The following is a 22,516-nucleotide window of genomic DNA, read 5'->3' on the forward strand; positions in this document are numbered from 1 at the left end:
CCCCCCCCCCGAGCATCAGGCGAAGTGGTGGGTGGTGCCCGTGTTCCAGCCCGGATCGCCCCGCCGGACGAAGCCGCTCCAAGCGCGGCGTACCCGGCGGACCAGGTCGGCGGGCGCGGCGCCGTCGAGCATGGGCGCGTCGCGCCAGGCGGCCGCGGTGCCCAGCGTGAACGGCAGTTCGATGCAGTGGCAGGCGCCGTAGGCGCTGCGCGGCGGGTGCCAGTCGAAGCGGTACAGCCACGGCGCGGCCCCGCCGTCGGTGAGCGATCGCGCCAGGCGCAGCATCGGTTCGCGGAACATCTGGTCGGTGGCCATGTCGATGGCGATCCGCGCCGTGGTCCGGCCGCCCGGTGCCGCACGCCCCGGGTCGCCGAACCAGTCGGCGGCGATGCCCGCCAGTACGTCCGGAGCTAGTGCCGCCACCTGGTCGTCGCGCGCGAAGAACGCCGCCGCCTCGTCGCGGGTGGTGCCCATCAGCAGTTCGACGCCGCCGGCGGCGCGCGTACCGACCTCGCGGACCGGGTCCGCCGCCACCAGATCCCCGTCGGCGACGAGCTGGAACGGCGGGACGGCGCTGAGCGGGACGGCGGTGCGGCGGGCGACGGCGCCCTGGGCGGCCAGCAGGCCGGCGACCGGGACGCCTGCGAGGCGGGCGGCGCCGCCCGGCTCGATGCCGAGTTCGTCCAGCAGCAGGCGGCCGGTGCGCTCGGCCACGTCCGGCGGTGCGGGGAGCATGCCGGCGGGCGCGCTCTGCAGGATCGCGCGGCGGAACAGCCCGCGCGCCCGCCCGCCGGAGAGCAGCGCCAGGATGGACTGGGCGCCCGCGGACTGCCCGGACACCGTGACGTCGCCGGGGTCGCCGCCGAAGGCCGCGATGTTGTCGCGGATCCAGTGCAGCGCGGCCAGCTGGTCGAGCAGCCCCAGATTGCCGTCGCTCACTCCGGGCAGGCGGAGGAACCCGAGCGCGCCGAGACGGTAGTTGAGGGTCACCACCACCATGTCGCCGCTCGCGGCCAGTTCCGCCCCGTCGTACCAGTCCAGTCCGCCGGAGCCGCTCATGAAGCCGCCGCCGTGCACGAACACCAGGACCGGATGGCCCTCGCCGGGCGGTGCCCACACGTTCAGGTAGAGGCATTGCTCGGCCTGCGGCGTCTGGAAGGCGCCCATGACGCGCTCCAGCCGGGAGGGGTGCTGCGGTGCGGCCGGGCCGGGCGCGGCGGCGTCCCGGACGCCGGGCCGGGGCGGCACCGGCCGGGGCGCGGCGAACCGGTCGGCGAGGGCGTAGGGGACGCCGCGGAAGGCGGTGACCGGGCCGGCGGGGACGCCGCGGAACCGGCCCGCGCCCGTTTCGGCGATCATCGGGCGGTGAAGAGCAGGGCGGCGCCGCAGGCGTCGCGGGCGGAGACGAGGAAGCCGCCGTCGACGGCGCGGGTCGCGGTGCCGCCCTCCTCGACGATGGCGCGCGCCGCGGCGACGTCGTCGACCGCGACGGTCATGGCGGCGGGGTAGGACGCGGCCGGCGCGGGCTCGCCGGGCAGGACCTCGTCCGCGTCCGAGGCCCGGACGATCTCCAGGCGTCCGGCCGCGAGCTCCAGCACCGTGCGCGGCCCATGCCGCCGGGGTTCGGTCCGCAGGATGCGGGCGTACCGGGCGGTGACCGCCTCGGCATCGGCGTCGGCGACCACGAGCAGCACGGCCTCCAGGGCCCGCGCGCCGTTGCGGTGGCGCAGGTAGCGCGGCTGGTGGACGTACTCGCGGGTGAGGTGCTGCGCGATGCCCACATACGCCTCGGGGGTCGTGCGGGGGTCGAGGTGCAGGGCGCGGGCCCGCATGGTGCGGGTCCCGTCCCCGGTGTCGACGTCGCGTTCCAGGTCCAGGACGCCGGAGGTGCGCAGCCCGGCGGCGGTCAGCCGCCGGTCGACGGCCTCGGCGTCGCCGGTGTCGAAGTTGAGCAGCCGGAACCCCTCGTACTCGTCGACCATGGCCTTCGTGCGCCAGGGGTCGGGGGCCGACTCGTCCACGATGCCCAGCAGTTCGATGTAGGCGCCGCCGAACAGGGCGCACCGGTTGGCCGTGCACCCCGGCACCGGCGGCTCTCCGGGACGCTCGTTCAGCAGGTGCCGCGAACGGGGGCTCAGGGTGAACCCGAACGAGAGGTAGGTGCGCTCCAGCGCGTCCAGGTCGCGGGTCACGATGCCGGTGTGGTGGAAGCCGTGAATGTCGTGCGTCATGCGGCGATGCTGCACCGGCGGCCGCGGCCCCGTCCCCGGGGAGCGGAGCACACGCCGTGATCCGACACGGAACTACCATTGGCGGGTGGATTCGGTCATGCTCGACCCGGTCGACTTGGGGCTGCTGCACGCGCTCCATCTCGACGGGCGCGCCCCCTTCAGCCGGATCGCCGGCGTCCTCGGCGTCTCCGACCGGACGGCGGCCCGCCGCTTCGCGCGGCTGCGCGCCGCCGGCGCGGCCCGCGTCACGGCCGTGGTCGACAGCCGCGGCGTCGGCGACGGCGAATGGCTGGTGCGCCTGCGGGCGGCGCCCGCGGGCGCCGGCGCGCTGGCCCGGGCGCTGGCGCGGCGGCCCGACACCGCCTGGGTGACCGTACTGTCCAGCGGCACCGAGATCGTCTGCATCATGCGCGCACCCGGCGGGCGGCCCGCGCCGCTCGCGGCGCTGGCCCGCCATCCGCACGTCCTCGATGTGCAGGCGCACCGGCTGCTGCGCCACCTGATGGAGCGCCGCTGGATCGGCCGGACGTCGGCGCTGACCGGCGAGCAGGTCTCCGCGCTCCGGCCACCGGCCCCCGGCGGCGCCGCCCCGGTCGCGCTGACCGATCTCGACCGCCGGCTGCTGCCCGCCCTGGCCGCCGACGGGCGGGCCGCCTACCCGGACCTTGCGCGCCGCGTCGGCTGGTCGGAGTCGGCGGTCCGCCGCCGGCTGGCGGACCTGTGCCGCTCGGGCACGCTCCGCTTCGACGTGGAGGTGGATCCGGCGCTGCTCGGCTTCCCGACCCAGTGCCTGCTCTGGCTGACGGTCGTCCCGTCCCGCCTCGCCGCGACCGCCCGCGCCCTCGCCGCCGACGCGGAGGCGGCGTTCGTCGGCGCGACGACCGGACCGCACAACCTCCTGGCGATCGCGGTCTGCCGGGACGAGGACGCCCTCTACACCTACCTCAGCGACCGGATCGGCTCCCTGGACGGCGTCGAGCGGGTGGAGACCGCCCCGATCACCTCCTACGCCAAACGCGTCGCCCCCGCGGCCTAGAAAGGCCCGCCGCGAGGTGCGCGGCGGGCCTTTCCGGAGCGGGGTGTCAGGCGAGGCCGGACTTCTTCAGCCAGTCTTCGGCGACCTTCTCCTGGTCGTCCTTGTCGATGGCGATGCGCTTCATCATGTCCAGGAGGTCCTGGGTGGTGAGCTTGGCGGAGACGGCGTTCAGGGCCGCCTTCGCCTGGTCGTTCACCGCCTCCTTGTTGACCAGCGGCGTGACGTTCTGGGCGCTGAAGACGTTCTCGGGGTCTTCGAGGACGACCAGCTTGTTCTGCTGGATGGTCGGGTCGGTGGTGAACAGGTCGGCGGCCTGGATCTTGTTCTCGGTGAGGAGCTTCACCAGGGTGGCCTGCGCGCCGGCGTCGAACGGCTGGAACTTCTTGAACTCCAGGCCGTAGACCTTCTGCAGGCCGACGAGGCCCTGCTGGCGGGTCTTGAACTCCGAGGGGCCGGCGATGGTGAGGTCCTTGGCGACCGGCTTCAGGTCGGCGATGGACTTCAGGTTGTACTTGGCGGCCGTCTGCGGGTTGACGGTGACGGAGTCCTTGTCCTCGGCCGCGGCCGAGTCCAGGATCTCGACCGACGGCGGCAGCTTCGCCTTGAGGGCGGCGTTGATCTCCTCGGTGGTCGCGGCCGTGCTGTTCTTGTCGACCGACGTGGTCAGCAGGGCGCCGTTGTACTCGGGCATCACGCTGATGCCGCCCTTGACGACCTGGTCGTAGTAGATCTCGCGGGCGCCGATGTCGAACTTGCGGGTGACCTTGATGTCCTTGGACTCAAGGGCCTGGGCGTAGATCTCGGCGAGCAGGTTGCTCTCGGGGAAGTTGGCGCCGCCGACGGTGATCGTGCCGCTCTTGCCGCCGCCGGCGAGCGGGTTCTTGTCGTCGCCGGAGTCCCCGCCGCCGCACGCCGACAGCGCCAGGGCGGCCACGAGGCCGATCGCCGCGCCACGGATGAGTTTCTTCATGGTCGTTGTCCTTCGGTCAGGAGGAACGGGCGGAGCCGAGCAGGCCCGGCGAGATCACGACGCGGCGCAGCGCCGCGAAGACGAACTGGACGATCAGTGCGAGCAGCACGACGAGCACGGTCCCGCCGATGACGAGCTGGTAGTCGTTGCGGGCGAGCCCGTCGATGATGTAGCGGCCGAGGCCGCCGAAGCCGGGGTAGGCGGCGATGGTGGCGGTGGCGACGACCTGGATCGCGGACGTGCGGAGCCCGAGCAGGATCAGCGGCAGCGCCATCGGCAGCTCCGCGTGCCACAGGACGCCCCAGCCGGTCATGCCCATGCCGCGGGCCGCGTCCTTCGCGTCGGCGTCGACGCCGCGGACGCCCTCGTAGGTGTTCACCAGGATCGGCGGGACGGCCAGCGCCACCAGCGCGATCAGCACCGGCGTGATGCTGTACTCGATCACGACGATGAACAGGATGAGCCCGAAGGTGGGGATGGCGCGGGCGAAGTTCGCGAGGGTGATCGCGAGGAAGCCGCCCCGGCCGGTGTGCCCGATGAGCAGGCCGAGCGCCAGCCCGATCACGGCGGCGGCCAGCAGCGACACGCCGCTGTAGTAGAGGTGCTGGACCAGCCGGTGCGGGATGCCGTCGGCGCCGTGCCACTGGGACGAGGCGGTCAGCCAGCTCCAGAACAGGTCGATCTGGTTCCACAGGCCGTTCATGCGGACGCTCCCCGGGCTCGGGCCCACGGGGTGAGCACGCGCTGGACCAGGACGAGGATCGCGTCCGTGGCGAGGGCCAGCAGGATGATCAGGGCGGTCGCCGCGACGATCTGCGTCTGGAACTGCAGCTGGTAGCCGCGGATGATGTCGGCGCCGAGCCCGCCCTGCCCGATCAGCTGGCCGACGGCGACGAGGCTGATGGAGGAGACGGCCGCGACGCGCGTCCCGGCGATGACGATCGGCACCGCGATCGGCAGCTCGACCTGCAGGAGCCGGCGCAGCGGCCCGAAGCCCATCGCGGTGGCCGCCTGCCGGACGGGTTCGGACACCGACGCCAGCCCGTCCACCACGTTCGGGACGAGCACCGACAGGCTGTAGAGGGTCAGCGGGATCATCACCGTGGACGGGTTGAGGCCCGTGTAGTCGATGAACAGCATGAACAGCGCGAGCGACGGGATCGCGTACATGATGTTCGCGAGCGTCAGCGCCGGCGGGTACAGCCAGCCCCAGCGGCGGCACGCCACGCCGAGCGGCAGCGAGATGAGCAGCCCGAACAGCACCGGCAGCAGGGCGAGCCGCAGGTGCAGGACGGCGTGCTCGCCGAGCGAGTCGGTGTGCTCGCCGATCCAGCCCCAGTCGATGTCCATCAGCCGCCCTCCTTCGCGAGGGACGGCGCGCCCGCGTCGCCGGCCGTGCCGCCGGCGGCGCCGGGTTCGACGCCGCGGCCGGAGCGGGCGATGGCGGCGCTCAGGTCGTGCTGGTCGGCGACGCCCACGAGCCGCCCGGCGGCGTCGACGCTCACGGCGCGGCCGGACGGCGACAGGATCGCGGCGTCGAGCGCGGCCCGGACGGAGTCGGACTCGGTGTCGAAGGTGTGCCCGATCGGCGCGAGCCGCGCGTCGCCCAGCACGCCGGACGAGGGCAGGACGTCCGCCGAGGCCCAGCCGAGCGGGCGCCGGTCGCCGTCCACGACCAGGACCCAGCCGCCGGACGGCGCCTCCGACACGGGCGTGTCGGACGGCAGGACGTCCCGCTCGTTCAGCGGCACCGCCGAGGACGGGACGAACGACAGCCGCCGGATGCCGCGGTCGTGCCCGATGAAGCCGGCGACGAAGTCGTTCGCGGGGCGGGCCAGCAGGTCTTCGGGGCTGTCGATCTGGACGAGTTTCCCGCCGGTCTGGAACACCGCGATCCGGTCGCCGAGCTTGATGGCCTCGTCGACGTCGTGGGTGACGAACACGATCGTCTTGTGCAGCTCGTCCTGGAGGCGGAGGAACTCGTCCTGCAGCTCGCCGCGGACGACGGGGTCGACGGCGCTGAACGGCTCGTCCATCAGCATGATCGGCGGGTCGGCGGCGAGCGCCCGCGCGACGCCGACGCGCTGCTGCTGGCCGCCGGACAGCTGGAACGGGTAGCGCCTGGCCATCGACGGCTCCAGCCCGACCCGCTCCATCAGCTCCAGCGCCCGCTCCCGCGCCTTCTTCTTGTTCCACCCGACCAGGTACGGGACGGTGGCGATGTTGTCCTGGACGGTGCGGTGCGGGAACAGCCCCGCGTGCTGGATGACGTAGCCGATGCCGCGCCGCAGCTCGGCGGGCTTGCGCTCGCGGACGTCCTGTCCGTCGATGAGGACCCTGCCGGAGGTCGGGTCGACCATCCGGTTGATGGTCCGCAGCGCCGTGGTCTTGCCGCCGCCGGACGTGCCGACGAACACGGTGATGCGGCCCGTGGGGCATTCGAGGCTGACATCGTCCAGGGCGACGGTGCCGCCGGGGTAGCGCTTGGTGACGCCCTCAAAGGTGATCAACGATTCACGTCCTCGTTGGGCGCCCGTGACGCCGATGATCGATTTCGGCCTACGACCCAACCGTAACCAATGGGTACGGTCGCCTCGATGTCCCAGCTTGTCCAAACATGAGATGTCGAGGATAACTACCGGTAAACCGGGGAAAGTAGCGCAGCCGCGTGGAGAACAGCCGAATCGTTATCGACGGAACCGCGCTCACCTGCGCCCACGTCGTCCGCGCCGCCCGCGAGGATGTGACAGTTGCCATATCTCCGGACGGCACTGAACGCGCCCGCGCCGCCTGGCGCGCCGCCCGCGAGATCGCCGCGGCGCAGCCGGTGTACGGGCGGACCACCGGCGTCGGCGCCAACCGCGTCGTGGACGTGGAGTGGGAGGACGCCGACGCGCACGGCCTGCGCCTGCTGCGCAGCCACGCGGCCGGCGCCGGGCCGCTGGTCGCGCCGGAGATCGTCCGGGCGATGCTGACGGTCCGGCTGAACCAGATCGCGGCGGGCGGGTCGGGGGTGGAGCCGGGCGCGCTGCAGGCCCTCGCGGACGTCCTCAACCTGGGTCTCCTTCCTCCGGTGCCGGTGTACGGGGCGATCGGCACCGGCGACCTGACGGCGCTCGCGTCGACCGCGCTGTGCCTGCTCGGCGAGCGGCCGTGGCTGGCCGACCCGGAGGAGGCGCCGCCGCGCGGGCCCGGCTACCGGCTGCAGTCCGCCGACGCGCTCGCGTTCATCAGCTCCAACGCCGCGACGCTCGGCGAGGCGGCGCTCGCGGTCGCCGACCTGCGGGAGATGCTGCGCGCGTCCACGGTCGTCGCGGCGCTGTCGCACTTCGCCGTGCGGGGGTCGGGCGAGCCGTACGCGCAGCCGGTGCAGGACGCGTGCCCGCACCCCGGCCAGCAGGACGCGGCGGCGGCGATGCGGGCGCTGCTCGCCTTCGACCAGCCCGCGCCGATGCGCATCCAGGACCCGTACGGGTACCGGGCGTTCCCGCAGGTGCACGGGCCGGCGCTGGAGGCGGCCCGCTACGCCGAGGAGGTCGTCACCCGCGAGATCAACGCCGCCGCCGAGAACCCGCTGGTCGACGCCCCCGGCCTGACGGTCTGGCACAACGGCAACTTCCACACCGCCTACGTCGGCCTCGCCCTGGACTCGGCGCGCGCCGCGCTGTTCCAGACGATGGCGCTGGCCGCCGCCCGCCTCGGGACGCTCGCCGAGCCGTCGTTCACCGGCCTCTACCCTTTCCAGGGCGCCACGGAGGCGTCGTCCGGGATCATGATCCTGGAGTACGTGGCGCACTCGTGCCTCGCCGACGTCCGGCGCCTGGCGACCCCGGCGGCGCTCGGCAGCGCGGTCCTGTCGCGGGGCGTCGAGGAGCACGCGGGCTTCTCCACCCAGTCGGCGCGCGCGACGACCGACGCCGTCGCCGCCTACCGGCTCGGGCTCGGCTGCGAGCTGGTCGCCGCCGTCCGGGCGCTGCGGATGCAGGGGCGCGCGCCGTCCGGCGGGCCGCTGCGCGCGGCGGTCGACCTGGCCGGCACCGTCCTCGATCCGCGCGTCGAGGACCGCCCGCTCGACACCGACATCGCGGCGGCGGCCGACCTCCTGCCCCGGCTGGCCCGGCTGCATCCGTGACGCCCCCTACCCCGGCGCGCCGCCCGTGGACGCGCGGACGCGCAGCGACGGCTCGCGCACCACGCGGCGCTTGCGCGGCTTGCCGTCGATGACGTCGACGATCAGCCGGACGGCGGAGTGGACGATGCCGTCGATGTCCCAGTCGACGGTGGTGAGCGGCGGGGTGAGCAGCGCCGACATCGGATGGTTGTCGTACCCGCAGACCGCGACGTCGCCGGGCACGTCCAGCCCCAGCTCGCGCGTCGCGGCATAGACGCCGTAGGCGATGGAGTCGGCGAAGCAGAACACCGCGGACGGGCGGCCCGGCCCGCCGAGCACCCGCAGCGCGACCTCGGTGGCCTCGCCGAGGGCCTGCGGGACGACGACGACGTCGACCCGGAGCCCCAGCCGCTCGGCCTCGGCGTTGACGTGCACGTCGGCGGGTCGGTCGGGGGTGCTCGCCTGCGTCGGGGTGAACACGGTGACGCGCTGGTGCCCGAGGCCGCGCAGGTGCTCCAGCGCGAGCGTGACGCCGCGCCGGTTGTCGAAGACGACCTCGCCCTGCGCCTGCCCGCCGTGCAGCGCGTCGCCGATGGACACGACCGGGACCGTCTCCGCCAGCTCCGGCCAGAGCGCGGCGGACGGGTCGAGCGGCTGCACGATCAGGCCGTCCACCCGCTGGTCGCGGAGCCGGCGGGCGAGGGCGAGCTCCCGCTCGGGGTCGCCGCCCGCGTCCACGATGAGGGCGTAGCGGTCGCGGGCGAGCAGCGCGCGGCCGATGCCGACCGCGAGGGACTGCTGCCAGTAGTCCTCCAGGGAGCCGCACAGCAGCCCGACCTGGCCGGTGCGGCCGCTGGCGAGGGCGCGCGCGATCGGGTGGGCCTCGTAGCCGAGCTCGTCCGCCGCGGCGCGGACCCGCTCCTGCGTCTCCTCCGAGGTCTGGATGCCGCGCAGCGCGTACGACACCGCGGCAGGCGACAAACCGGTCGCCTGCGCCACTTCCCGGATGGTCGCGCGCTTGCGCTTCTCCGACATCCCTCCAACCCTAGAGGCCGCCGCCGACAGAGCAACGGCCCCGCCCTTGACGGCGCGAGCACTGAAGCGGTTCACTGAAACGGTTTACTGATGCGGTTCAGTCCCCCCTGCGCTGCGGCTTCGCCGCGCCCGGAACCGCGTCCGGCAACAGAAACGGAAAGGAACGCAACCGTGTCTTCGGAGGTCCTGCCCCGCGCCGCCGGCTTGGAGAACCTGCCCGGCCGCCCCCTCGACGAGCGCGAACTGCGGGAGCTGGTCGACGACCTGGCCGGGCGGCCCGGCCTGTGGCGGCAGCACGTCGCCTTCCCCGAGGGGCGCCGCCACTACGCGTCCCTCCACCGGGACGAGCACGTCGACGTCTGGCTGCTCTGCTGGACGCCGGAGAACGACACGGGATGGCACGACCACGACGTCTCCTCCGGCGCCGTCCGCGTCGTCGCCGGGGCCATCGAGGAGAACAACCCGCGCATGGGCGGCGAGCCGCGGCGGACGGTGGTCAAGGAGGGCGAGTCGTTCGCGTTCGGCCCCGACCACATCCACCGGCTCACCGGCGTGGAGGACGCGAGCGTGTCGATCCACGCCTACTCGCCGCCGCTGTGGCGCCTCGGCCAGTACTCGGTCGACGAGTCGGGCGTGATGCGGCGCCTGTCGGTGAGCTACACCGACGAGCTGCGGCCGCCGGACGACCCCGCCTGACCCGTTCCGGCGGGACCGTTCCAGACCTGGTGGGGCCGACCGGTGCCTCCGGCGGGCCCGACCGGGGGATGCGGGCCCGTCGGAGGAAGGCGTCCGGCCGACGCCCGCTCACATCGGCCGGACGCTCACATCTCGTTCAGCGTCGGACATCCGGGAAACGTCACACCGGCGTGACCGCCCGGCGGCGGGCGAGCCACCGGTCGGTCACCGCGCACACGGCGACGGCGGCGGCGAAGGCGGCGCCGGCCGCCCTGAGTAGGCCCGCTTCGTAATAGGCGTCCGTCACCAACTGGAGGGCGGCGTACCCGGCCGCGGCCCCGGCGAGGAGCGCGACCGCCGTCTGCGCCGCCCACACGGCGGTTCGGGTCGTACCGGTGCCCGAGAGCGTTTCCCGCAGGGCGAATATCGCGGCGGCCAGGCAGACGGCGAGGCCCGCTGCCGCCGCGATGAGCGGAGTGCCGAAGTTGACGCCGTACCGGACGGCCAAGGCCGGGACGAAGAAGAGCAGCAGCGCCCACCGCAACCCGGCGGCGACGGACGACAGCGCGACACCGGCCTCACCGTCCGGAAGGCGGGACGAGGCCACACGCGCACCCGCGAGAACGCACAGCGTGACGAGCGCGCTCGGCAGACGTCCGCCCACATGGCCCAGGTTGTAGAGCAGAGCGGTCTCGTACACGAACAGGACGAGGTGCCCCAAAGCCCAGGTGGACACGGCGAAGAGAAGCATCTGTGCGAACGAAGCACGCTCGGAGCCATCCCCCTCCTGCCTGGCCAGCCACTGGAGAAGGACGGGGGTGAGTACGGCGGAGCACACCCGGATCACGATGTCGTCGATCGTGTAGGGGTTGTGCAGGTCCCACTCCACCACGCAGAAGACGAACGTGTAGGAGAACGACGCCGCCCACACCAGCCATGAACTCACCAGGCGCCGGTACAGGCCGCGATCCAGCCAGCGGAGAACCGTCACGTAGGCGAGGAGGGCGAACGGTAGTTCAAGGAACGCCTGCACCCGCAGCAGGGACGGCGCCAGCAGTTCTGGATTCGGGAAGTGCTCGGCCAGGCCGCGCATGGCCGAGCCGTCCGCGAGAGCGAAGTACCCCTCCGGCAGGTACTTCGCGATGAAGGACGCGTCCCCGTCGTGGACGCGCAGCATGTAGACGGTGAAGAGCACCTGGTTGACGTACACAAGCCCGACGACCAGGCCCAGGAACGTTTCCGGACGGGCCCAGCGGCGGCGCCGGCGCCCCGCCCCGGGTTCATCTGTGCGCCGCGTCCAGCGGGGTGCGGCTGCGAGGCTGATCAGTGTTGAGATCAGGACCGCGCCATCCATCATGATCGGCAAATCTAGACGGTTCCGCCGGGCGCCGCATGGGCTCCAGCGATGCGCGCAGGCGGGCGCGCATCCAGGCCGCTCCCGGGCGCTCGACCAGCCGGTGGACGGCGTAGGCGCCCAGCAGCGACGCGGCGACCACCAGGCCAAGCGCCGTCCATCTGCCGGCGGCCGGGTACAGCGCGTCCAGCAGCGGCAGCGCGAGCTGCGAGTGGACGAGGTAGAGCGGATACGTGAGCGCCCCGAGGAGCGTCAGCCGGGACCACCGCAGCCGCCGCAGCCGTCCGGTCGCCACCAGGATCATCACCGCGAAGATCCCGGTGATGACGCCGCTGACCGCGGTCTCGTCCGCTCCCCGGAAGACGTGCTCCGCCCGCCAGGCGCCCCAGTGCAGCGCGATCAGGTAGGACACGGCGACGTATCCCCACAGCAGCAGCGTCGGCCCGAACCGGTGGATCATGTAGAGCGCCATGCCCGCGATGAAGTAGCAGCTCCAGGTCGGGATCAGCATCACCTGGAGCAGGTCGTTGTCGGCCTCATCGGCGTACACCCCGGCGAACAGCCACACGGCCATGAAGACGAGGCACGACCGGTAGGTGATGCCGATGCTCGCGAGCACGGCGATGAGCACGTAGAAGTGGAGCTCGACCCAGAGCGTCCAGTACACGGCGTCCACGTTCTTCAGGCCGAGCCCGCCCTGCAGCATGGTCAGGTTCGGCAGGACGAGGCCCGGCACACCGTTCCCCTGCCGGAACACCGCGTACACGACGGCGCCGAGCAGGACGCTCACCCAGTAGGCGGGCATCAGCCGGACGAGCCGCGACACCCCGAACTCGCCCGGTCCGCGCCCCCACGCGCTCATCAGGATCACGAACCCGCTGATCACGAAGAACAGGTCGACGCCGAGGTACCCGAACCGGGTGACCGCCGCGACGTCGGGGAACACCTCGCGCGCGGGCGCCGGCCAGGGCCCGGCCCCGCCGAAGCCCGTGAAGTGGTACAGCACCACCGCCAGCGCCGCCGCGAAGCGCAGCAGGTCGAGTTCGCTCAGCCGTTCCCGCCGGGTCACCGTCACCGCGGCACCGTCCCGCCCCCGGGTTTCCCGCCGCGATCCGCGAGATGAGCCCGCGGTGAACGCACGGTGGAGATCGCGGCGCGCGGCCGGTGAGGCGCGACGAGCCCCGGCGGGGGCGGCGGATCAGTAAGATGCGGAGTGCATCCCCTGGAACGTTTGGGTGGTCCTCCATGACTTCTCGCCGCGCCCGACGCGGCACGGCGACTTCGGTGCTGTGCCTCTGCCTGGTGGCGGTCCTGTCGGTCGCCGGCTGCTCCGTGCTCGCGGGTTCGGTGCACAAGCCGGCCGCGGCCGACGGCCCGGGGAAAGGGCCCGCGGCGGGCCCGGTGAAGGGCGCCGCGAAGGACGGCGGGGCCCGCACGGCCCCGCCCGTGGTGATGTTCCTCGGCGACAGCTACACGGTCGGCGACCGGGGCGTCCAGCCGGAGTCGACGTACGCGTCCGCGACCGCGCGGCTGTTCGGCTGGCAGGTCGTCGTCGGCGGCCGCTCCGGCACCGGGTACGTCGTGAAGGGGCGCGGGACGCAGGCGTTCCTCAGCCTGTTCGAGAGCCAGCTCGGCTGGCGGCCCGCGCCGGACATGCTGATCGTGTCCGGCGGCCACAACGACTGGCGGGTCCCGGCGCCGCAGGTCGCGGCGGCGGCGCAGCTGCTGCTCGAACGCGCCCGGCAGCGCTGGCCGGGCACGCGCCTGGTGCTGCTCGGGCCGCTGTGGGGGACGGGCTCCCCGGTGCCGGGCGTGGTCGCGGTCCGGGACGCGCTGAAGGGCCTCGCCGGGCGGCTCGGCATCCCGTTCATCGACCCGATCGGCGAGCAGTGGATCACCGGTGACCGGCCGGCGGGCACCGGCAACGCGGCGTACTTCATCAAGGCCGACCGCACCCACCCGACCCCGGCGGGCCACCGGTACGTGGCGACCCGCCTGGCCGCGGACATCAAGCGGCTGGGCCTCGCCCACCCGGTCCGGAAGGGCTGACGCCCACCCGGTCGGGAGGGCCGGCGCTCAGCCGGCCGGACGGGCGAGGGTGAGGGAGAAGTCGCCGCTCCCGTCCGTCCAGAACTCGGCGATCTCCAGGCCGGCCGCGCCGAGTTCGGCCGCGAGGCGGTCGCGGCGGAACTTGGCGGAGATCTCGGTGCGCATCTCCTCCCCCGCCGCGAACGACACGCCGAGGTCGAGTCCGCCGACGCGGACGTCCTGGTCGCGGGTGGACCGCAGCCGCATCTCGATCCACTCCTCCGCCGCGTTCCAGACGGCGACGTGCTCGAACGCCTCCGGGTCGAAGTCGGCGTCCAGTTCCCGGTTGATGACGTAGAGGACGTTGCGGTTGAACTCGGCGGTGACGCCGGCCGCGTCGTCGTAGGCGCGGACGAGGCGCCCCTCGTCCTTGACGAGGTCGGCGCCGAGCAGCAGGAAGTCGCCGCCGTCCATGGTGGCGCGGACCCCGCCGAGGAAACCGATCCGCTCCGCGGGCGGCATGTTGCCGATCGTCCCGCCGAGGAAGGCGACGAGCCGCCGCTCGCCGCCGGGCAGCAGCGGCAGGTGCTGCTCGTAGTCGGCGACGACCGCCCGGACGGTGAGGTCCGGGTGGTCGGCGGCGATCCCGGCGGCGGCCTCGTCGAGGAACTCGCCGCTCACGTCCACCGGCACGTAGGAGCGGAGCGTGCCGGAGAGCGCGTCGAGCAGCAGGCGCGTCTTCTCCCCCGATCCGGCGCCGAGTTCCAGCAGCGTCTCGGCTCCGGTGGCCGCGGCGATGTCGGGCGCGCGCGCGACGAGGATCTCCCGCTCGCGCCGGGTCGGGTAGTACTCCTCCAGTTCGGTGATCTCCTCGAAGAGCGCGCTGCCGCGCTCGTCGTAGAACCACTTGGGCGGCAGGGTCTTCGGCGTGCCGGTGAGCCCCTCCCGGACGTCCCGGCGGAGCGTCTTGGCGAGGTCGTCGGCGGTCAGGAACCGATCCACGAGTGGTTCTCCTTCACAGGGAGTCGATGTCACAGGGAGTCGATGCGGACGCCGGTGCCGGGACCGGCGGTGACGAGGGAGCGGTCGGGCACCTGCCGCCAGCCGGGGTCGCCGTCGAGCGGCTCGGAGGCGATCATGACCGCGTCCGCGTCCTCCCGGACGAACAGGGAGTCGCCCCAGGTCGTTGCGGCCAGCGACGTGCCGTCGGAGGCGAGCAGGTTGTAGCGGCCGGGAGCCAGCGCGGTGATCGCGGTGACGGCGGCGGCGAGACCGTCGCCGAGCGGCAGGCCGTCCCGCCAGTGCCGGACGGCGAGCGCGAACAGCGGCGCCGAGTCGACCGGGGCGCGGGCGTCGGAGACCCCGTCGCCGAACGACTGGGCGACGTCGCCTGCCAGCTCGCGGAGCTTGGCCTCGACGCCGCCGTAGCCCTCGACGATGCCGTTGTGGCTGAACAGCCAGCGCCCGGCGCGGAACGGCTGGGCGCACGACTCGTCCACGGGGAACCCGGCCGTCGCCGACCGGATCGCCGCGACCGCGCACGACGCCCGGACGGCTCCGGCGACCTCGCGGAACGACTGGTCGGTCCACAGGGGCTGGGCGCGGCGGAACCGGACGGGCGCGCCGTCCTGGTACCAGCCCACGCCGAACCCGTCGGCGTTCAGCAGGTTGCCCTGCGTCATGCGCGGCGCGTACGCCTGGGTCTCCAGCGAGTGCTCGCCCTCGTAGACGAGCGAGTGCAGGGTCCGCTCAGGCCCGATGTAGCCGAGATGGCGGCACATTCAGCGGGCCTCCCCCGGGGTGCGGGCGCAGCGGAAACCGGAGAAGATCTGGCGCCGGACGGGGTAGTCCCAGTTGCGGAACGACCCCCGCACGGCGAGCGGGTGCGTCGCCCACGAGCCGCCCCTCAGCACCTTGTAGTCGGGGCCGAAGAAGACCTCCGAGTACTCCTTGTAGGGGAACGAGCGGAAGCCCGGGTAGCCGTGGAAGTCGGACGACGTCCACTCCCACACGTCCCCTAGGAGGCGCCTCACGCCGTAGGCCGAGGCACCCGACGCGTAGGAGCCGGTCTCGGACGGGTGCAGCGCGCGCTGCCCGAGGTTGGCGCGCCCCTCCTCGTACACCTCGCCCCAGGGGTAGCGCCGTGAGTGATGCGCGGCGGGGTCCCAGCGGGCGGCCTTCTCCCACTCGGCCTCGGTCGGCAGGCGCTTGCCCGCCCACCGCGCGTAGGCGTCGGCCTCGTACCAGCACACGTGCTGGACGGATTCGCCGGGCGGGACGGGTTCCGTCCGTCCGAACCGGCGCCGCACCCACTGCCCTCCTTCCCGCGTCCAGAAGGCGGGGGCGCGTTTCCCGCTGCTGTTGCGCCAGTCCCATCCGGCGGGGTCCCACCAGCGCGGGTCGTCGTAACCGCCCGCCTCCATGAACGCGATATAGGCGGCGTTGGACACCGGCTCCACGTCGATGTAGTACGCGGGCAGGTCGACGAGGTGCACGGGACGTTCGTTGTCGTACGCCCACGGGTCGTCCGAGGTGCCCATCAGGAACGGGCCGGCCTCGATGAGCACCTCGTCCGCCACCGCAGCCTCGGCCGGCTTCTGCAGCGGCTCGGCCAACGGGTCGAGCAGCGCGGGGGCGCCCTTCCGGAGCTGATGGGTGGCGAGCATGGTCTCGTCGTGCATGTGCTCGTGCTGGACGACCATCCCGTAGACGAACCCGCCCGACGTGAGCGGGTTCGCCGTGTCGAACCGCGCGGACGGCAGCGAGTCGAGGACCTTGGCGCGGACCGTGCCGATGTAGGAGCGGGCCTCCTCCGGTGACAGGAGCGGCAGGGTCGGCCGTTCCGCGCGCGGGTGCTCGAACGCGTCGTACAGGTCGTCGATCTCCGGCCGCATCGCCTCCTGGCCCGCCGCCGCGCGCAGCAGCCACAGTTCCTCGTAGTTGCCGACGTGGGCGAGGTCCCACACGAGCGGCGACATCAGCGGCGACACCTGCGCGGTGAGGTCATCCCCGGCGAGGACGTCGGTGGTGAGGCCGAAGCTGCGGTCCCGCACCGCGCCGAGTTCGTCGGCGATGAGTTCCTTGAGCGCGTCCTCGTCGTGCATGCCGATGGGGACCGGGGAGTTCGTCAGGGCCATGTCTGCTCCTCCTCGGGCAGGGGTGACGGTGCGTCGTCGGCGGGGCTGCGCCCCCGGTCGACGTAGCGGCGGGCGTACTCCTCCACCAGCGGGACGAGCCCGGACGCGCCGAGCCGCGGCAGCGCGTCGAGGGCGGCGGTGAAGCAGGCCCGCGCGGCGGCGGCGAGCGGCGCGTCGGACAGCCCGCACCGGGCCGCCTCCGCCCACCGCGCGGCGACCGGTTCGACGGCGGCCTCGGCGGCGCGGGAGGCGGCCGGGTCGTCCAGCAGCGCGGTCGCGACGGCGACGGGGACGGCCCAGTACCGGCCGGGCGGCGCGTCGATCATCCGCAGCTCCAGCCAGCCGCGCGGCCGGACCGGCGGGAACAGCGTGGACAGGTGGTAGGCCAGGTCGTCCTCGCCCGGCTCGCCCTTGGCGAGCCACTCCAGGAACGACATGCCGGGGTCGGACACCCACTCGCCCTCGGCGGTGTGGACGAGCATGACCCGGGCGTCGAGCGCGTACCGCGTCCACGCCTCGGCGGGGTCGCCGTCCGCGCCGTCCCGCAGGACGGGCAGGGTGCGGCAGGGGTCGAGCTCGGTCCAGATGCCCTGCCGGGACGAGCGCATCCCGGTGCGGCGGCCCGCCCGCAGCGGCGAGTTGGCGAACGCGGCGACGAGCACCGGCCCGAGCGCGTGCGCGAGCCGCCAGCGGCGGGACGCGTCCGGGTCGTCGGCGCCGATGTCCAGGTTCACCTGGACGGACGCGGTCGAGCACATCATCGCCAGGCCCGCGTCGGGGAAGCCGCCGGCGCGGAAGTAGTCGCGCATGCACGCGTAGCGCGGGTGGTCGGCCTGGAAGCGGGGCCGCCGCACGGGGTCCACGCCGTGCCCGGCGAGCGCCAGCCCGTCGGCGGCGAGCGCGTCCCGCACGTGCGCGATGTCGCGGCCGAGGGCTCCGTGCAGGGCGCCGAGGCCGCGGAACGGCGCGGAGCTGAGTTCGAGCTGCCCGCCCGGCTCGTAGGTGATCTTGCTTCCGCCGGCCGGCGGGCCGGCGCGGTCGACGAGCCCGCGCACCCGTCCGGCGGGGACGTGCGCGGCCGTGTCGGCGGCGTCGACCACGAACCACTCGGTCTCGGCGCCCACCGTCCCGGGCGGGCCGGTCTTGAAGCAGACACCGCGAATGTGCCGGTAGACACCATCAACCGTCAGGCGCGTCACCGTTGACTCCTCCGGTAAATCGATAACGGGTTCGAATCTTCCCTGCTGAACCGGATCAGGAATCCGCCGAATTTCGGGAACTTCCTTAAATCTCCGTGAACATCACCGTCCGCAGGGGACTCGACTACCTTCCGTGCTATTCGACATACCGTCCGATCTCGGACTTCTCACTCATGGACCCGAGACGCTAGAGTCCCGTTGATCTGCTGTATGAACCATTTGTCAGCTGATCAGTCGGATGGCCGGACGAGGCGGACGGGAACGGGAGGGCACATGCGCGGGGACCTTGGCTCGCTCTACGACGCGCACGCCGACCGCCTGTACGCCTACTGCTGGTCGCTCGTCGGCGACCAGCTGGCGGCGGCGGCCGTCGGCGACACGTTCAGCGCGGCCGTGCACCAGCCGCCGCGCGGCGACAGCGTGCTCTGGCTGTACTCGCTGTCCCGGACGGCCTGCGCCGAGCGCGGCGCCTTCACCGGAGAGCTCGCCGTCCGGGGCGGCATGCTGTTCGCCGACCCCGACCCGCTGCTGCGCGCCGCCGCCGGGCTGCGCTCCGACCACCGCGAGGTCCTGCTGCTGTGGGCGGGCGAATGGCTCGAACCCCACGACATCGCCCGCGTCCTCGGCATCGCCCCCGACACCGTGCTGCAGCTGCTCGCCGCCGCGCGGACGCGGCTGGAGCGGGCCGTCCTCGACACCCTGATGCGCGGCACCGCCCAGCCTCAGCACGACCTGATCACCGCGTTCGAGAAGGGCCGGCTGCCGCGGCTGCTGGCCCGCCGCGCCCCGGCGCACGCGCCCGGCTGGCTGCGCGACCGCGTCCTCGCCGCCTGCGAGGAGGAGGCCGCCCGGCCGCTGCCGAGCGTCGCCGCGCCGAGCCCGCTCGTCGTCATCGGCGGGGAGCGGAGGGAGCGCCCGAAGCGCGGCCTCTCGGGCGGCATCTCCAAGGGCCTCGGCGCCGCCGCCGGCGTCGCCGCGTCGGCCGCCGCCGTGATCGGCCTCCTCGCCTCCTGGCCGACGGCCAAGGGCGGGGGCGGCACCGCCTCCATGGTGCCGTCGGCGAGCAAGGGGCAGACGCACCCGGCGTCCGCGCAGACCAGCGGCGTGCCGCAGAACCCGCTGCCCGGCACCACCGGGTCCGAGCGGTCGGCGGGCGTCGGGCCGAGCGCGTCCGGGAACCCGGTGACCAGCGCCTACGACGACCCGCCGCGGCAGGCGGGCGGTACCCCGGGCGGGACGGCCCCCGCGCCGACCTCGCCTTCCGGCACGCCGTCCCCGGGCAAGAAGCCCGTCTCGGACACGCCGTCGCGGCCGGAGAAGCCGTCCGCCACGCCGGACGACCCGGCGACCACTCCCCCGGCGGCCACACCGCCGTCCACCGACCCGGCGACGCCGCCGGACGACGGTTCGACGCCGCCCGCCACGCCGCCGACGGACACCCCGTCGGCCCCGCCCTCGGACGGCTCCGGCACGGCGAGCCCGAGCCCGACCGCCAACCCCGCCCCGGAGCCGGGGCAGGGCTGACCGGAGCTCACGCGCCCGCGACCCGTCCGGGCCGGGCGATGCCGGCGGCCGCGGGCACCGCGGTGCGGCGGCGTTCCAGCAGCAGGAGCAGCCCGCCGATCAGCGCGCCGGCGAGCATCGCGGTCAGGTGCCCGACCGCGGCGACCTGCAGCGCGAGCAGGCCGTCCAGCAGGACGGGCACGAGCGCGCACCAGCCGGCCAGCGCCAGCAGCCGCCGCACCCGCCCGCGCCCGTACAGGAACGCCGCGACGAGCGCCGCGCACAGCACGTAGGACGGGCCGACGTCCGGGATCGTGCGGACCGAGTCCGACAGCAGGCCGGCCTCCAGCCGCACGAGCGCGATGCCCTGGCTGACCAGTGTGCCGAGGACGTGCGAGGCGGCGACGAGCACCACGGCCCGCAGGTTCCCGAACCGGCGGGTGAGGGGGAACAGCCCGATCGCCGCCACCACCATCAGCACGCCCTGCGCCCCCTCGGCGACGAACGCCGACGCGACCATCGTCCCGACCGGGTTGACCGCGAGGTTGGACAGGTTGGTGCTGGCCCAGGCGATCAGCGCGTGCCGGGCGTCCGGCGGCAGGACGAGGGCCTGCACCGTCCACACCGCGGCGAACAGCCCGAGGAACGCCAGCGGCATCGCGTACCGCCTCGCGAACGCGGCCATCACACCCGCACGCTTCACGCCGGCAGCCTTCACGCCCGCACCCATCACACACCCGCACCCTTCACACCGGCAGCCTAACCCCGCCCGCTCAGACGGCCGCGGCGCCGTCGACCGGGGTGTTGCCGCGCCGCACGAGCAGTGCCGCGAGGACGGCGGCGAGCGCGACCGCCGCCGCGACGCTCAGCGACTCCTGGAAGCCGTCCATGAACGCGAGGTGGCTTCCGGTGGTGATGGCGTCGGCGGCCCGATCTGGTGTGCCGGGCGGAACGGGCGCGACGCCCTGCGACACGAGCCCGCCCGCGCCCTCCAGCTGCTGCGCCGCCGGCGCCGGGACGCCCGCGTCGGTCAGCCGCCCGAACAGCACGTCGCCGACCTTGGTGGACAGCAGCACCCCGAGCACGGACGTGCCGAGGACGCCGCCGACCTGCGAGGCGGTCTGCTGCAGGCCGCCCGCGACGCCCGCGAGGTGGGCGGGCGCGTTGCCGACGATGGCCTCGGTCCCGGCGACGAGGACCATCCCGAACGCCAGCCCGATGAGGGTGAACCACGGCCAGAGCTGCACGTAGGCGGCGTCCACCCCGATGCGGGACAGGCCGAACATCGCCGTCGCGGTGAACGCCATCCCGAGGACGAGCGGCAGCCGCGGCCCGAACCTGCTGGTCAGCGCGCCCGCGATCGGGGAGGCGACGATGAACACGGCGGTCATCGGCAGCAGCCGGACGCCGGCGTCCACCGGGCTCATGCCGTGCACCTGCTGCAGGTAGAGGGTGAGGAAGAAGATCGTCCCGAACATCGCGAAGAAGCCGAGGACGATGAGGCCGGTCGCCGCCGACAGCGATACCGAGCGGAACAGGCCGAGCGGCAGCAGCGGGCTCTCCGCCCGCTGCTCGTTCCAGACGAACACGGCGAACAGCACGGCGGACACGGCGAAGGAGACCAGCGGGACGGCGTCGCCGAACCCGTGCTCACCGGCCTTGATCAGGCCCCAGACGAGGGCGAACAGCGCGCCGCTGAGCAGCGCGACGCCGGGCAGGTCGAACGAGCCGGCGGCCCGCTCGTCCCGCGACTCGCGGATCACCCAGAGGCCGACCAGCAGCGCGACCAGCCCGAGCGGGCCGTTGAGGAAGAACACCGACTCCCAGTTGACGTTCTCGACCAGCAGGCCGGCGACGATCGGACCGCCCGCGATGGACACGCCGAGCGTGCCGCCCCAGATGCCGATCGCGGCGTTGAGCCGCTCGGCGGGGAAGGTGTTGCGCAGGATGGCGAGGCTGGCGGGCTGCAGCAGCGCGCCCGCGAAGCCCTGCACGACGCGCCAGAAGATCACCATGCCGAGCCCGCCGGACAGCCCGATCAGCAGCGAGGAGACGGCGAACCCGACCACCCCGGCGAGGAACGTCCGCTTGCGCCCGAACCGGTCGGCGATCTTCCCGGCGGGGATCAGCGTGACGGCGAGCGCCAGCAGGTAGGCGTTGGTCACCCACTGCAGGCCGGACAGGCTCGCGTCGAGGTCCCTGGCGATCGCGGGGTTGGCGATGGACACGACGGTCGCGTCCAGGCCGACCATCATCACCCCGAGCGCGACGGCGGCGAGGGTGAGCCATGGATGCCCGTGCCCGCGCCTCGATGGTCGGGCGCGCACCCCGTCGCGCGGCGGGACGTCGGCGGCGCCGTTCTCCAGGATGTCGGCGCCTTGCGAATGAGTCATCTGCGACCTCCGGCTTGGTAGGGGTTCAAAGTGTCATAGCATGACACTTGTCGTCAACTGCCTGAGGTCATATAAGGACAGGATTCAGCTTACGACAGAATTCGTCGTCCGCCACTTGGCGTGCGTTCACCCGCTGGTTACACTGCGCCCATGACCGCGACCGCCCCCGAGACCAGCCCCGGGAACCCGCCCTGCCTCGGATCCCGGCCCCCGGGCAGGCGCGAGCGCAAGAAGCAGCGCACCCGCGAGGCGCTCATCGACGCCGCGTTCGCCCTCTTCGCCGAGAAGGGGTTCGACGCCACCACCGTCGAGGAGATCGCCGACGCCGTGGACGTCTCGTCCCGCACGTTCTTCCGCTACTTCGCCTCGAAGGAGGACGTGGCGCTCACCTTCCAGGAGGAGCAGGTCCAGGCCGTGGCGGCGGCGCTGGCCGCGCGTCCCGCCGGCGAACCGATCATGACCGCGCTGCGGCGCACCGTGGTGGAGATCGCCCGCGCCTGCGAGGCGGGCGAGCTCGGCTTCGATCCGGGGCGCTTCGAGTGCATGCTGACGCTGGTGAAGGACAGCCCCACCCTGATGGCGGGCAGCCTGGAGCACGCGCAGCGCAAGCAGGCGCTGCTGACCGACATCGTCGCGCGGCGGATGGGCCTCGACCCCGCCACCGACCTGCGCCCGCACGTCGTCGCAGCCGCCGCGCACTGCGGCTTCCAGGCCGCCACCGACGCCGCCCGCGTCATGGACCGGACGTTCACCACGCTCTCCGAGGCGGTCGACCAGGCGTTCGCCATCCTGGAGAACGGCCTCAACGACCCGGTGGACCCGGCCGGGTAGCCGTCCCCGCGCC

The 22,516-nt window shown here is 73.6% G+C and carries 20 protein-coding genes and 1 pseudogene; 6 read left to right on the forward strand and 15 right to left on the reverse strand.

The features are described from left to right. Nucleotides 1-15: 15 nt before the first annotated feature. Nucleotides 16-1,359, reverse strand: coding sequence for a carboxylesterase family protein (locus tag E1284_RS08950; protein WP_131938547.1), 1,344 nt, complete (start codon nt 1,357-1,359; stop codon nt 16-18). After that, a complete protein-coding gene (locus tag E1284_RS08955; RefSeq protein ID WP_131938548.1) occupies nt 1,356-2,231 on the reverse strand; it encodes a VOC family protein in 876 nt (291 codons plus the stop codon). Before E1284_RS08955 ends, E1284_RS08950 begins: the two co-directional genes overlap by 4 nt. Nucleotides 2,232-2,316: 85 nt before the next feature. Here E1284_RS08955 and E1284_RS08960 point away from each other — a divergent pair, with 85 nt between their 5' ends. Continuing rightward, a complete protein-coding gene (locus E1284_RS08960; RefSeq protein WP_131938549.1) occupies nt 2,317-3,267 on the forward strand; it encodes an Lrp/AsnC family transcriptional regulator in 951 nt (316 codons plus the stop codon). A 46-nt stretch (nt 3,268-3,313) separates the two neighbouring features. Here E1284_RS08960 and E1284_RS08965 read toward each other — a convergent pair whose 3' ends face one another. From E1284_RS08965 to E1284_RS08980, 4 genes are read right to left on the reverse strand one after another with little or no spacing between them, the layout of a single operon-like run. Then, the gene (locus E1284_RS08965) at nt 3,314-4,237 is read right to left on the reverse strand and encodes an ABC transporter substrate-binding protein (RefSeq protein ID WP_131938550.1); all 924 of its coding nucleotides are present in this window, start codon (nt 4,235-4,237) and stop codon (nt 3,314-3,316) included. A 16-nt stretch (nt 4,238-4,253) separates the two neighbouring features. Next, entirely contained in the window at nt 4,254-4,940 is a 687-nt protein-coding gene (locus E1284_RS08970; protein WP_131938551.1) for an ABC transporter permease, read from the reverse strand. Next, nucleotides 4,937-5,587 (reverse strand): ABC transporter permease, encoded by a 651-nt coding sequence (locus E1284_RS08975; RefSeq protein WP_131938552.1) that lies wholly within the window; start codon nt 5,585-5,587, stop codon nt 4,937-4,939. The genes E1284_RS08970 and E1284_RS08975 overlap by 4 nt, the downstream gene beginning before the upstream one ends. After that, the gene (locus E1284_RS08980) at nt 5,587-6,747 is read right to left on the reverse strand and encodes an ABC transporter ATP-binding protein (RefSeq protein WP_131938553.1); all 1,161 of its coding nucleotides are present in this window, start codon (nt 6,745-6,747) and stop codon (nt 5,587-5,589) included. Before E1284_RS08980 ends, E1284_RS08975 begins: the two co-directional genes overlap by 1 nt. Before the next feature lie 158 nt (nt 6,748-6,905). Here E1284_RS08980 and E1284_RS08985 point away from each other — a divergent pair, with 158 nt between their 5' ends. Then, nucleotides 6,906-8,369 (forward strand): aromatic amino acid ammonia-lyase, encoded by a 1,464-nt coding sequence (locus tag E1284_RS08985; protein ID WP_131938554.1) that lies wholly within the window; start codon nt 6,906-6,908, stop codon nt 8,367-8,369. Nucleotides 8,370-8,375: 6 nt separating this feature from the next. Here the strand turns inward: E1284_RS08985 and E1284_RS08990 are convergent, their stop codons facing one another. After that, a complete protein-coding gene (locus tag E1284_RS08990; RefSeq protein WP_131938555.1) occupies nt 8,376-9,383 on the reverse strand; it encodes a LacI family DNA-binding transcriptional regulator in 1,008 nt (335 codons plus the stop codon). A gap of 171 nt (nt 9,384-9,554) precedes the next feature. On the opposite strand from E1284_RS08990, the gene E1284_RS08995 reads away from it, so the two are divergent. Then, nucleotides 9,555-10,079, forward strand: a complete 525-nt coding sequence (locus E1284_RS08995) for a cysteine dioxygenase (protein WP_243714353.1) — start codon at nt 9,555-9,557, stop codon at nt 10,077-10,079. A gap of 160 nt (nt 10,080-10,239) precedes the next feature. Here E1284_RS08995 and E1284_RS09000 read toward each other — a convergent pair whose 3' ends face one another. Continuing rightward, nucleotides 10,240-11,415 carry a hypothetical protein gene (locus E1284_RS09000; RefSeq protein ID WP_131938557.1) on the reverse strand — a complete coding sequence of 392 codons (1,176 nt, stop codon included), beginning with the start codon at nt 11,413-11,415 and terminating at the stop codon, nt 10,240-10,242. Continuing rightward, on the reverse strand, nt 11,339-12,487 hold the full coding sequence (locus E1284_RS09005; protein WP_131938558.1) for an acyltransferase family protein: 1,149 nt from the start codon (nt 12,485-12,487) through the stop codon (nt 11,339-11,341). The genes E1284_RS09000 and E1284_RS09005 overlap by 77 nt, the downstream gene beginning before the upstream one ends. Before the next feature lie 170 nt (nt 12,488-12,657). Here E1284_RS09005 and E1284_RS09010 point away from each other — a divergent pair, with 170 nt between their 5' ends. Next, the gene (locus E1284_RS09010; protein WP_131938559.1) at nt 12,658-13,461 is read left to right on the forward strand and encodes an SGNH/GDSL hydrolase family protein; all 804 of its coding nucleotides are present in this window, start codon (nt 12,658-12,660) and stop codon (nt 13,459-13,461) included. A 27-nt stretch (nt 13,462-13,488) separates the two neighbouring features. On the opposite strand, the gene egtD is transcribed toward E1284_RS09010, so the two are convergent. The 4 genes from egtD to egtA are packed head-to-tail and all read right to left on the reverse strand — an operon-like array spanning nt 13,489 to nt 17,776. After that, a complete protein-coding gene (gene egtD / locus E1284_RS09015) occupies nt 13,489-14,442 on the reverse strand; it encodes an L-histidine N(alpha)-methyltransferase (RefSeq protein WP_131938560.1) in 954 nt (317 codons plus the stop codon). 29 nt (nt 14,443-14,471) lie between these two features. Beyond that, complete coding sequence (egtC, locus tag E1284_RS09020) at nt 14,472-15,221, reverse strand: ergothioneine biosynthesis protein EgtC (protein WP_131938561.1); 750 nt, start codon at nt 15,219-15,221, stop codon at nt 14,472-14,474. Beyond that, a complete protein-coding gene (egtB, locus tag E1284_RS09025; protein ID WP_243714354.1) occupies nt 15,222-16,577 on the reverse strand; it encodes an ergothioneine biosynthesis protein EgtB in 1,356 nt (451 codons plus the stop codon). Beyond that, nucleotides 16,568-17,776: an ergothioneine biosynthesis glutamate--cysteine ligase EgtA gene (egtA, locus tag E1284_RS09030; RefSeq protein WP_131938562.1), complete on the reverse strand. Its 1,209-nt coding sequence runs from the start codon at nt 17,774-17,776 to the stop codon at nt 16,568-16,570. Before egtA ends, egtB begins: the two co-directional genes overlap by 10 nt. A 273-nt stretch (nt 17,777-18,049) precedes the next feature. On the opposite strand from egtA, the gene E1284_RS09035 reads away from it, so the two are divergent. After that, a complete protein-coding gene (locus tag E1284_RS09035; RefSeq protein ID WP_131938563.1) occupies nt 18,050-19,300 on the forward strand; it encodes an RNA polymerase sigma factor in 1,251 nt (416 codons plus the stop codon). A gap of 7 nt (nt 19,301-19,307) precedes the next feature. On the opposite strand, the gene E1284_RS09040 is transcribed toward E1284_RS09035, so the two are convergent. Continuing rightward, the gene (locus E1284_RS09040; protein ID WP_131938564.1) at nt 19,308-19,982 is read right to left on the reverse strand and encodes a rhomboid-like protein; all 675 of its coding nucleotides are present in this window, start codon (nt 19,980-19,982) and stop codon (nt 19,308-19,310) included. A gap of 54 nt (nt 19,983-20,036) precedes the next feature. After that, nucleotides 20,037-21,645 (reverse strand): annotated as a pseudogene (locus tag E1284_RS09045) (MFS transporter); the annotation flags it as partial. A gap of 177 nt (nt 21,646-21,822) precedes the next feature. On the opposite strand from E1284_RS09045, the gene E1284_RS09050 reads away from it, so the two are divergent. Further along, complete coding sequence (locus E1284_RS09050; RefSeq protein WP_131938566.1) at nt 21,823-22,503, forward strand: TetR family transcriptional regulator; 681 nt, start codon at nt 21,823-21,825, stop codon at nt 22,501-22,503. Nucleotides 22,504-22,516 lie beyond the last annotated feature (13 nt).

The sequence above is a fragment of the Actinomadura bangladeshensis genome (genome assembly GCF_004348335.1).
Taxonomy (GTDB): Bacteria; Actinomycetota; Actinomycetes; order Streptosporangiales; family Streptosporangiaceae; genus Spirillospora; species Spirillospora bangladeshensis.

Excerpts from the sequence above, each read along its gene's own strand:
- E1284_RS08950 (WP_131938547.1), bottom strand. The coding sequence starts at position 1,359 with ATGATCGCCGAAACGGGCGCGGGCCGGTTCCGCGGCGTCCCCGCCGGC.
- E1284_RS08955 (WP_131938548.1), bottom strand. The coding sequence starts at position 2,231 with ATGACGCACGACATTCACGGCTTCCACCACACCGGCATCGTGACCCGC.
- E1284_RS08965 (WP_131938550.1), bottom strand. The coding sequence starts at position 4,237 with ATGAAGAAACTCATCCGTGGCGCGGCGATCGGCCTCGTGGCCGCCCTG.
- E1284_RS08970 (WP_131938551.1), bottom strand. The coding sequence starts at position 4,940 with ATGAACGGCCTGTGGAACCAGATCGACCTGTTCTGGAGCTGGCTGACC.
- E1284_RS08975 (WP_131938552.1), bottom strand. The coding sequence starts at position 5,587 with ATGGACATCGACTGGGGCTGGATCGGCGAGCACACCGACTCGCTCGGC.
- E1284_RS08990 (WP_131938555.1), bottom strand. The coding sequence starts at position 9,383 with ATGTCGGAGAAGCGCAAGCGCGCGACCATCCGGGAAGTGGCGCAGGCG.
- E1284_RS09000 (WP_131938557.1), bottom strand. The coding sequence starts at position 11,415 with ATGATGGATGGCGCGGTCCTGATCTCAACACTGATCAGCCTCGCAGCC.
- E1284_RS09010 (WP_131938559.1), top strand. The coding sequence starts at position 12,658 with ATGACTTCTCGCCGCGCCCGACGCGGCACGGCGACTTCGGTGCTGTGC.
- egtC (WP_131938561.1), bottom strand. The coding sequence starts at position 15,221 with ATGTGCCGCCATCTCGGCTACATCGGGCCTGAGCGGACCCTGCACTCG.
- egtB (WP_243714354.1), bottom strand. The coding sequence starts at position 16,577 with ATGGCCCTGACGAACTCCCCGGTCCCCATCGGCATGCACGACGAGGAC.
- E1284_RS09035 (WP_131938563.1), top strand. The coding sequence starts at position 18,050 with ATGCGCGGGGACCTTGGCTCGCTCTACGACGCGCACGCCGACCGCCTG.
- E1284_RS09050 (WP_131938566.1), top strand. The coding sequence starts at position 21,823 with ATGACCGCGACCGCCCCCGAGACCAGCCCCGGGAACCCGCCCTGCCTC.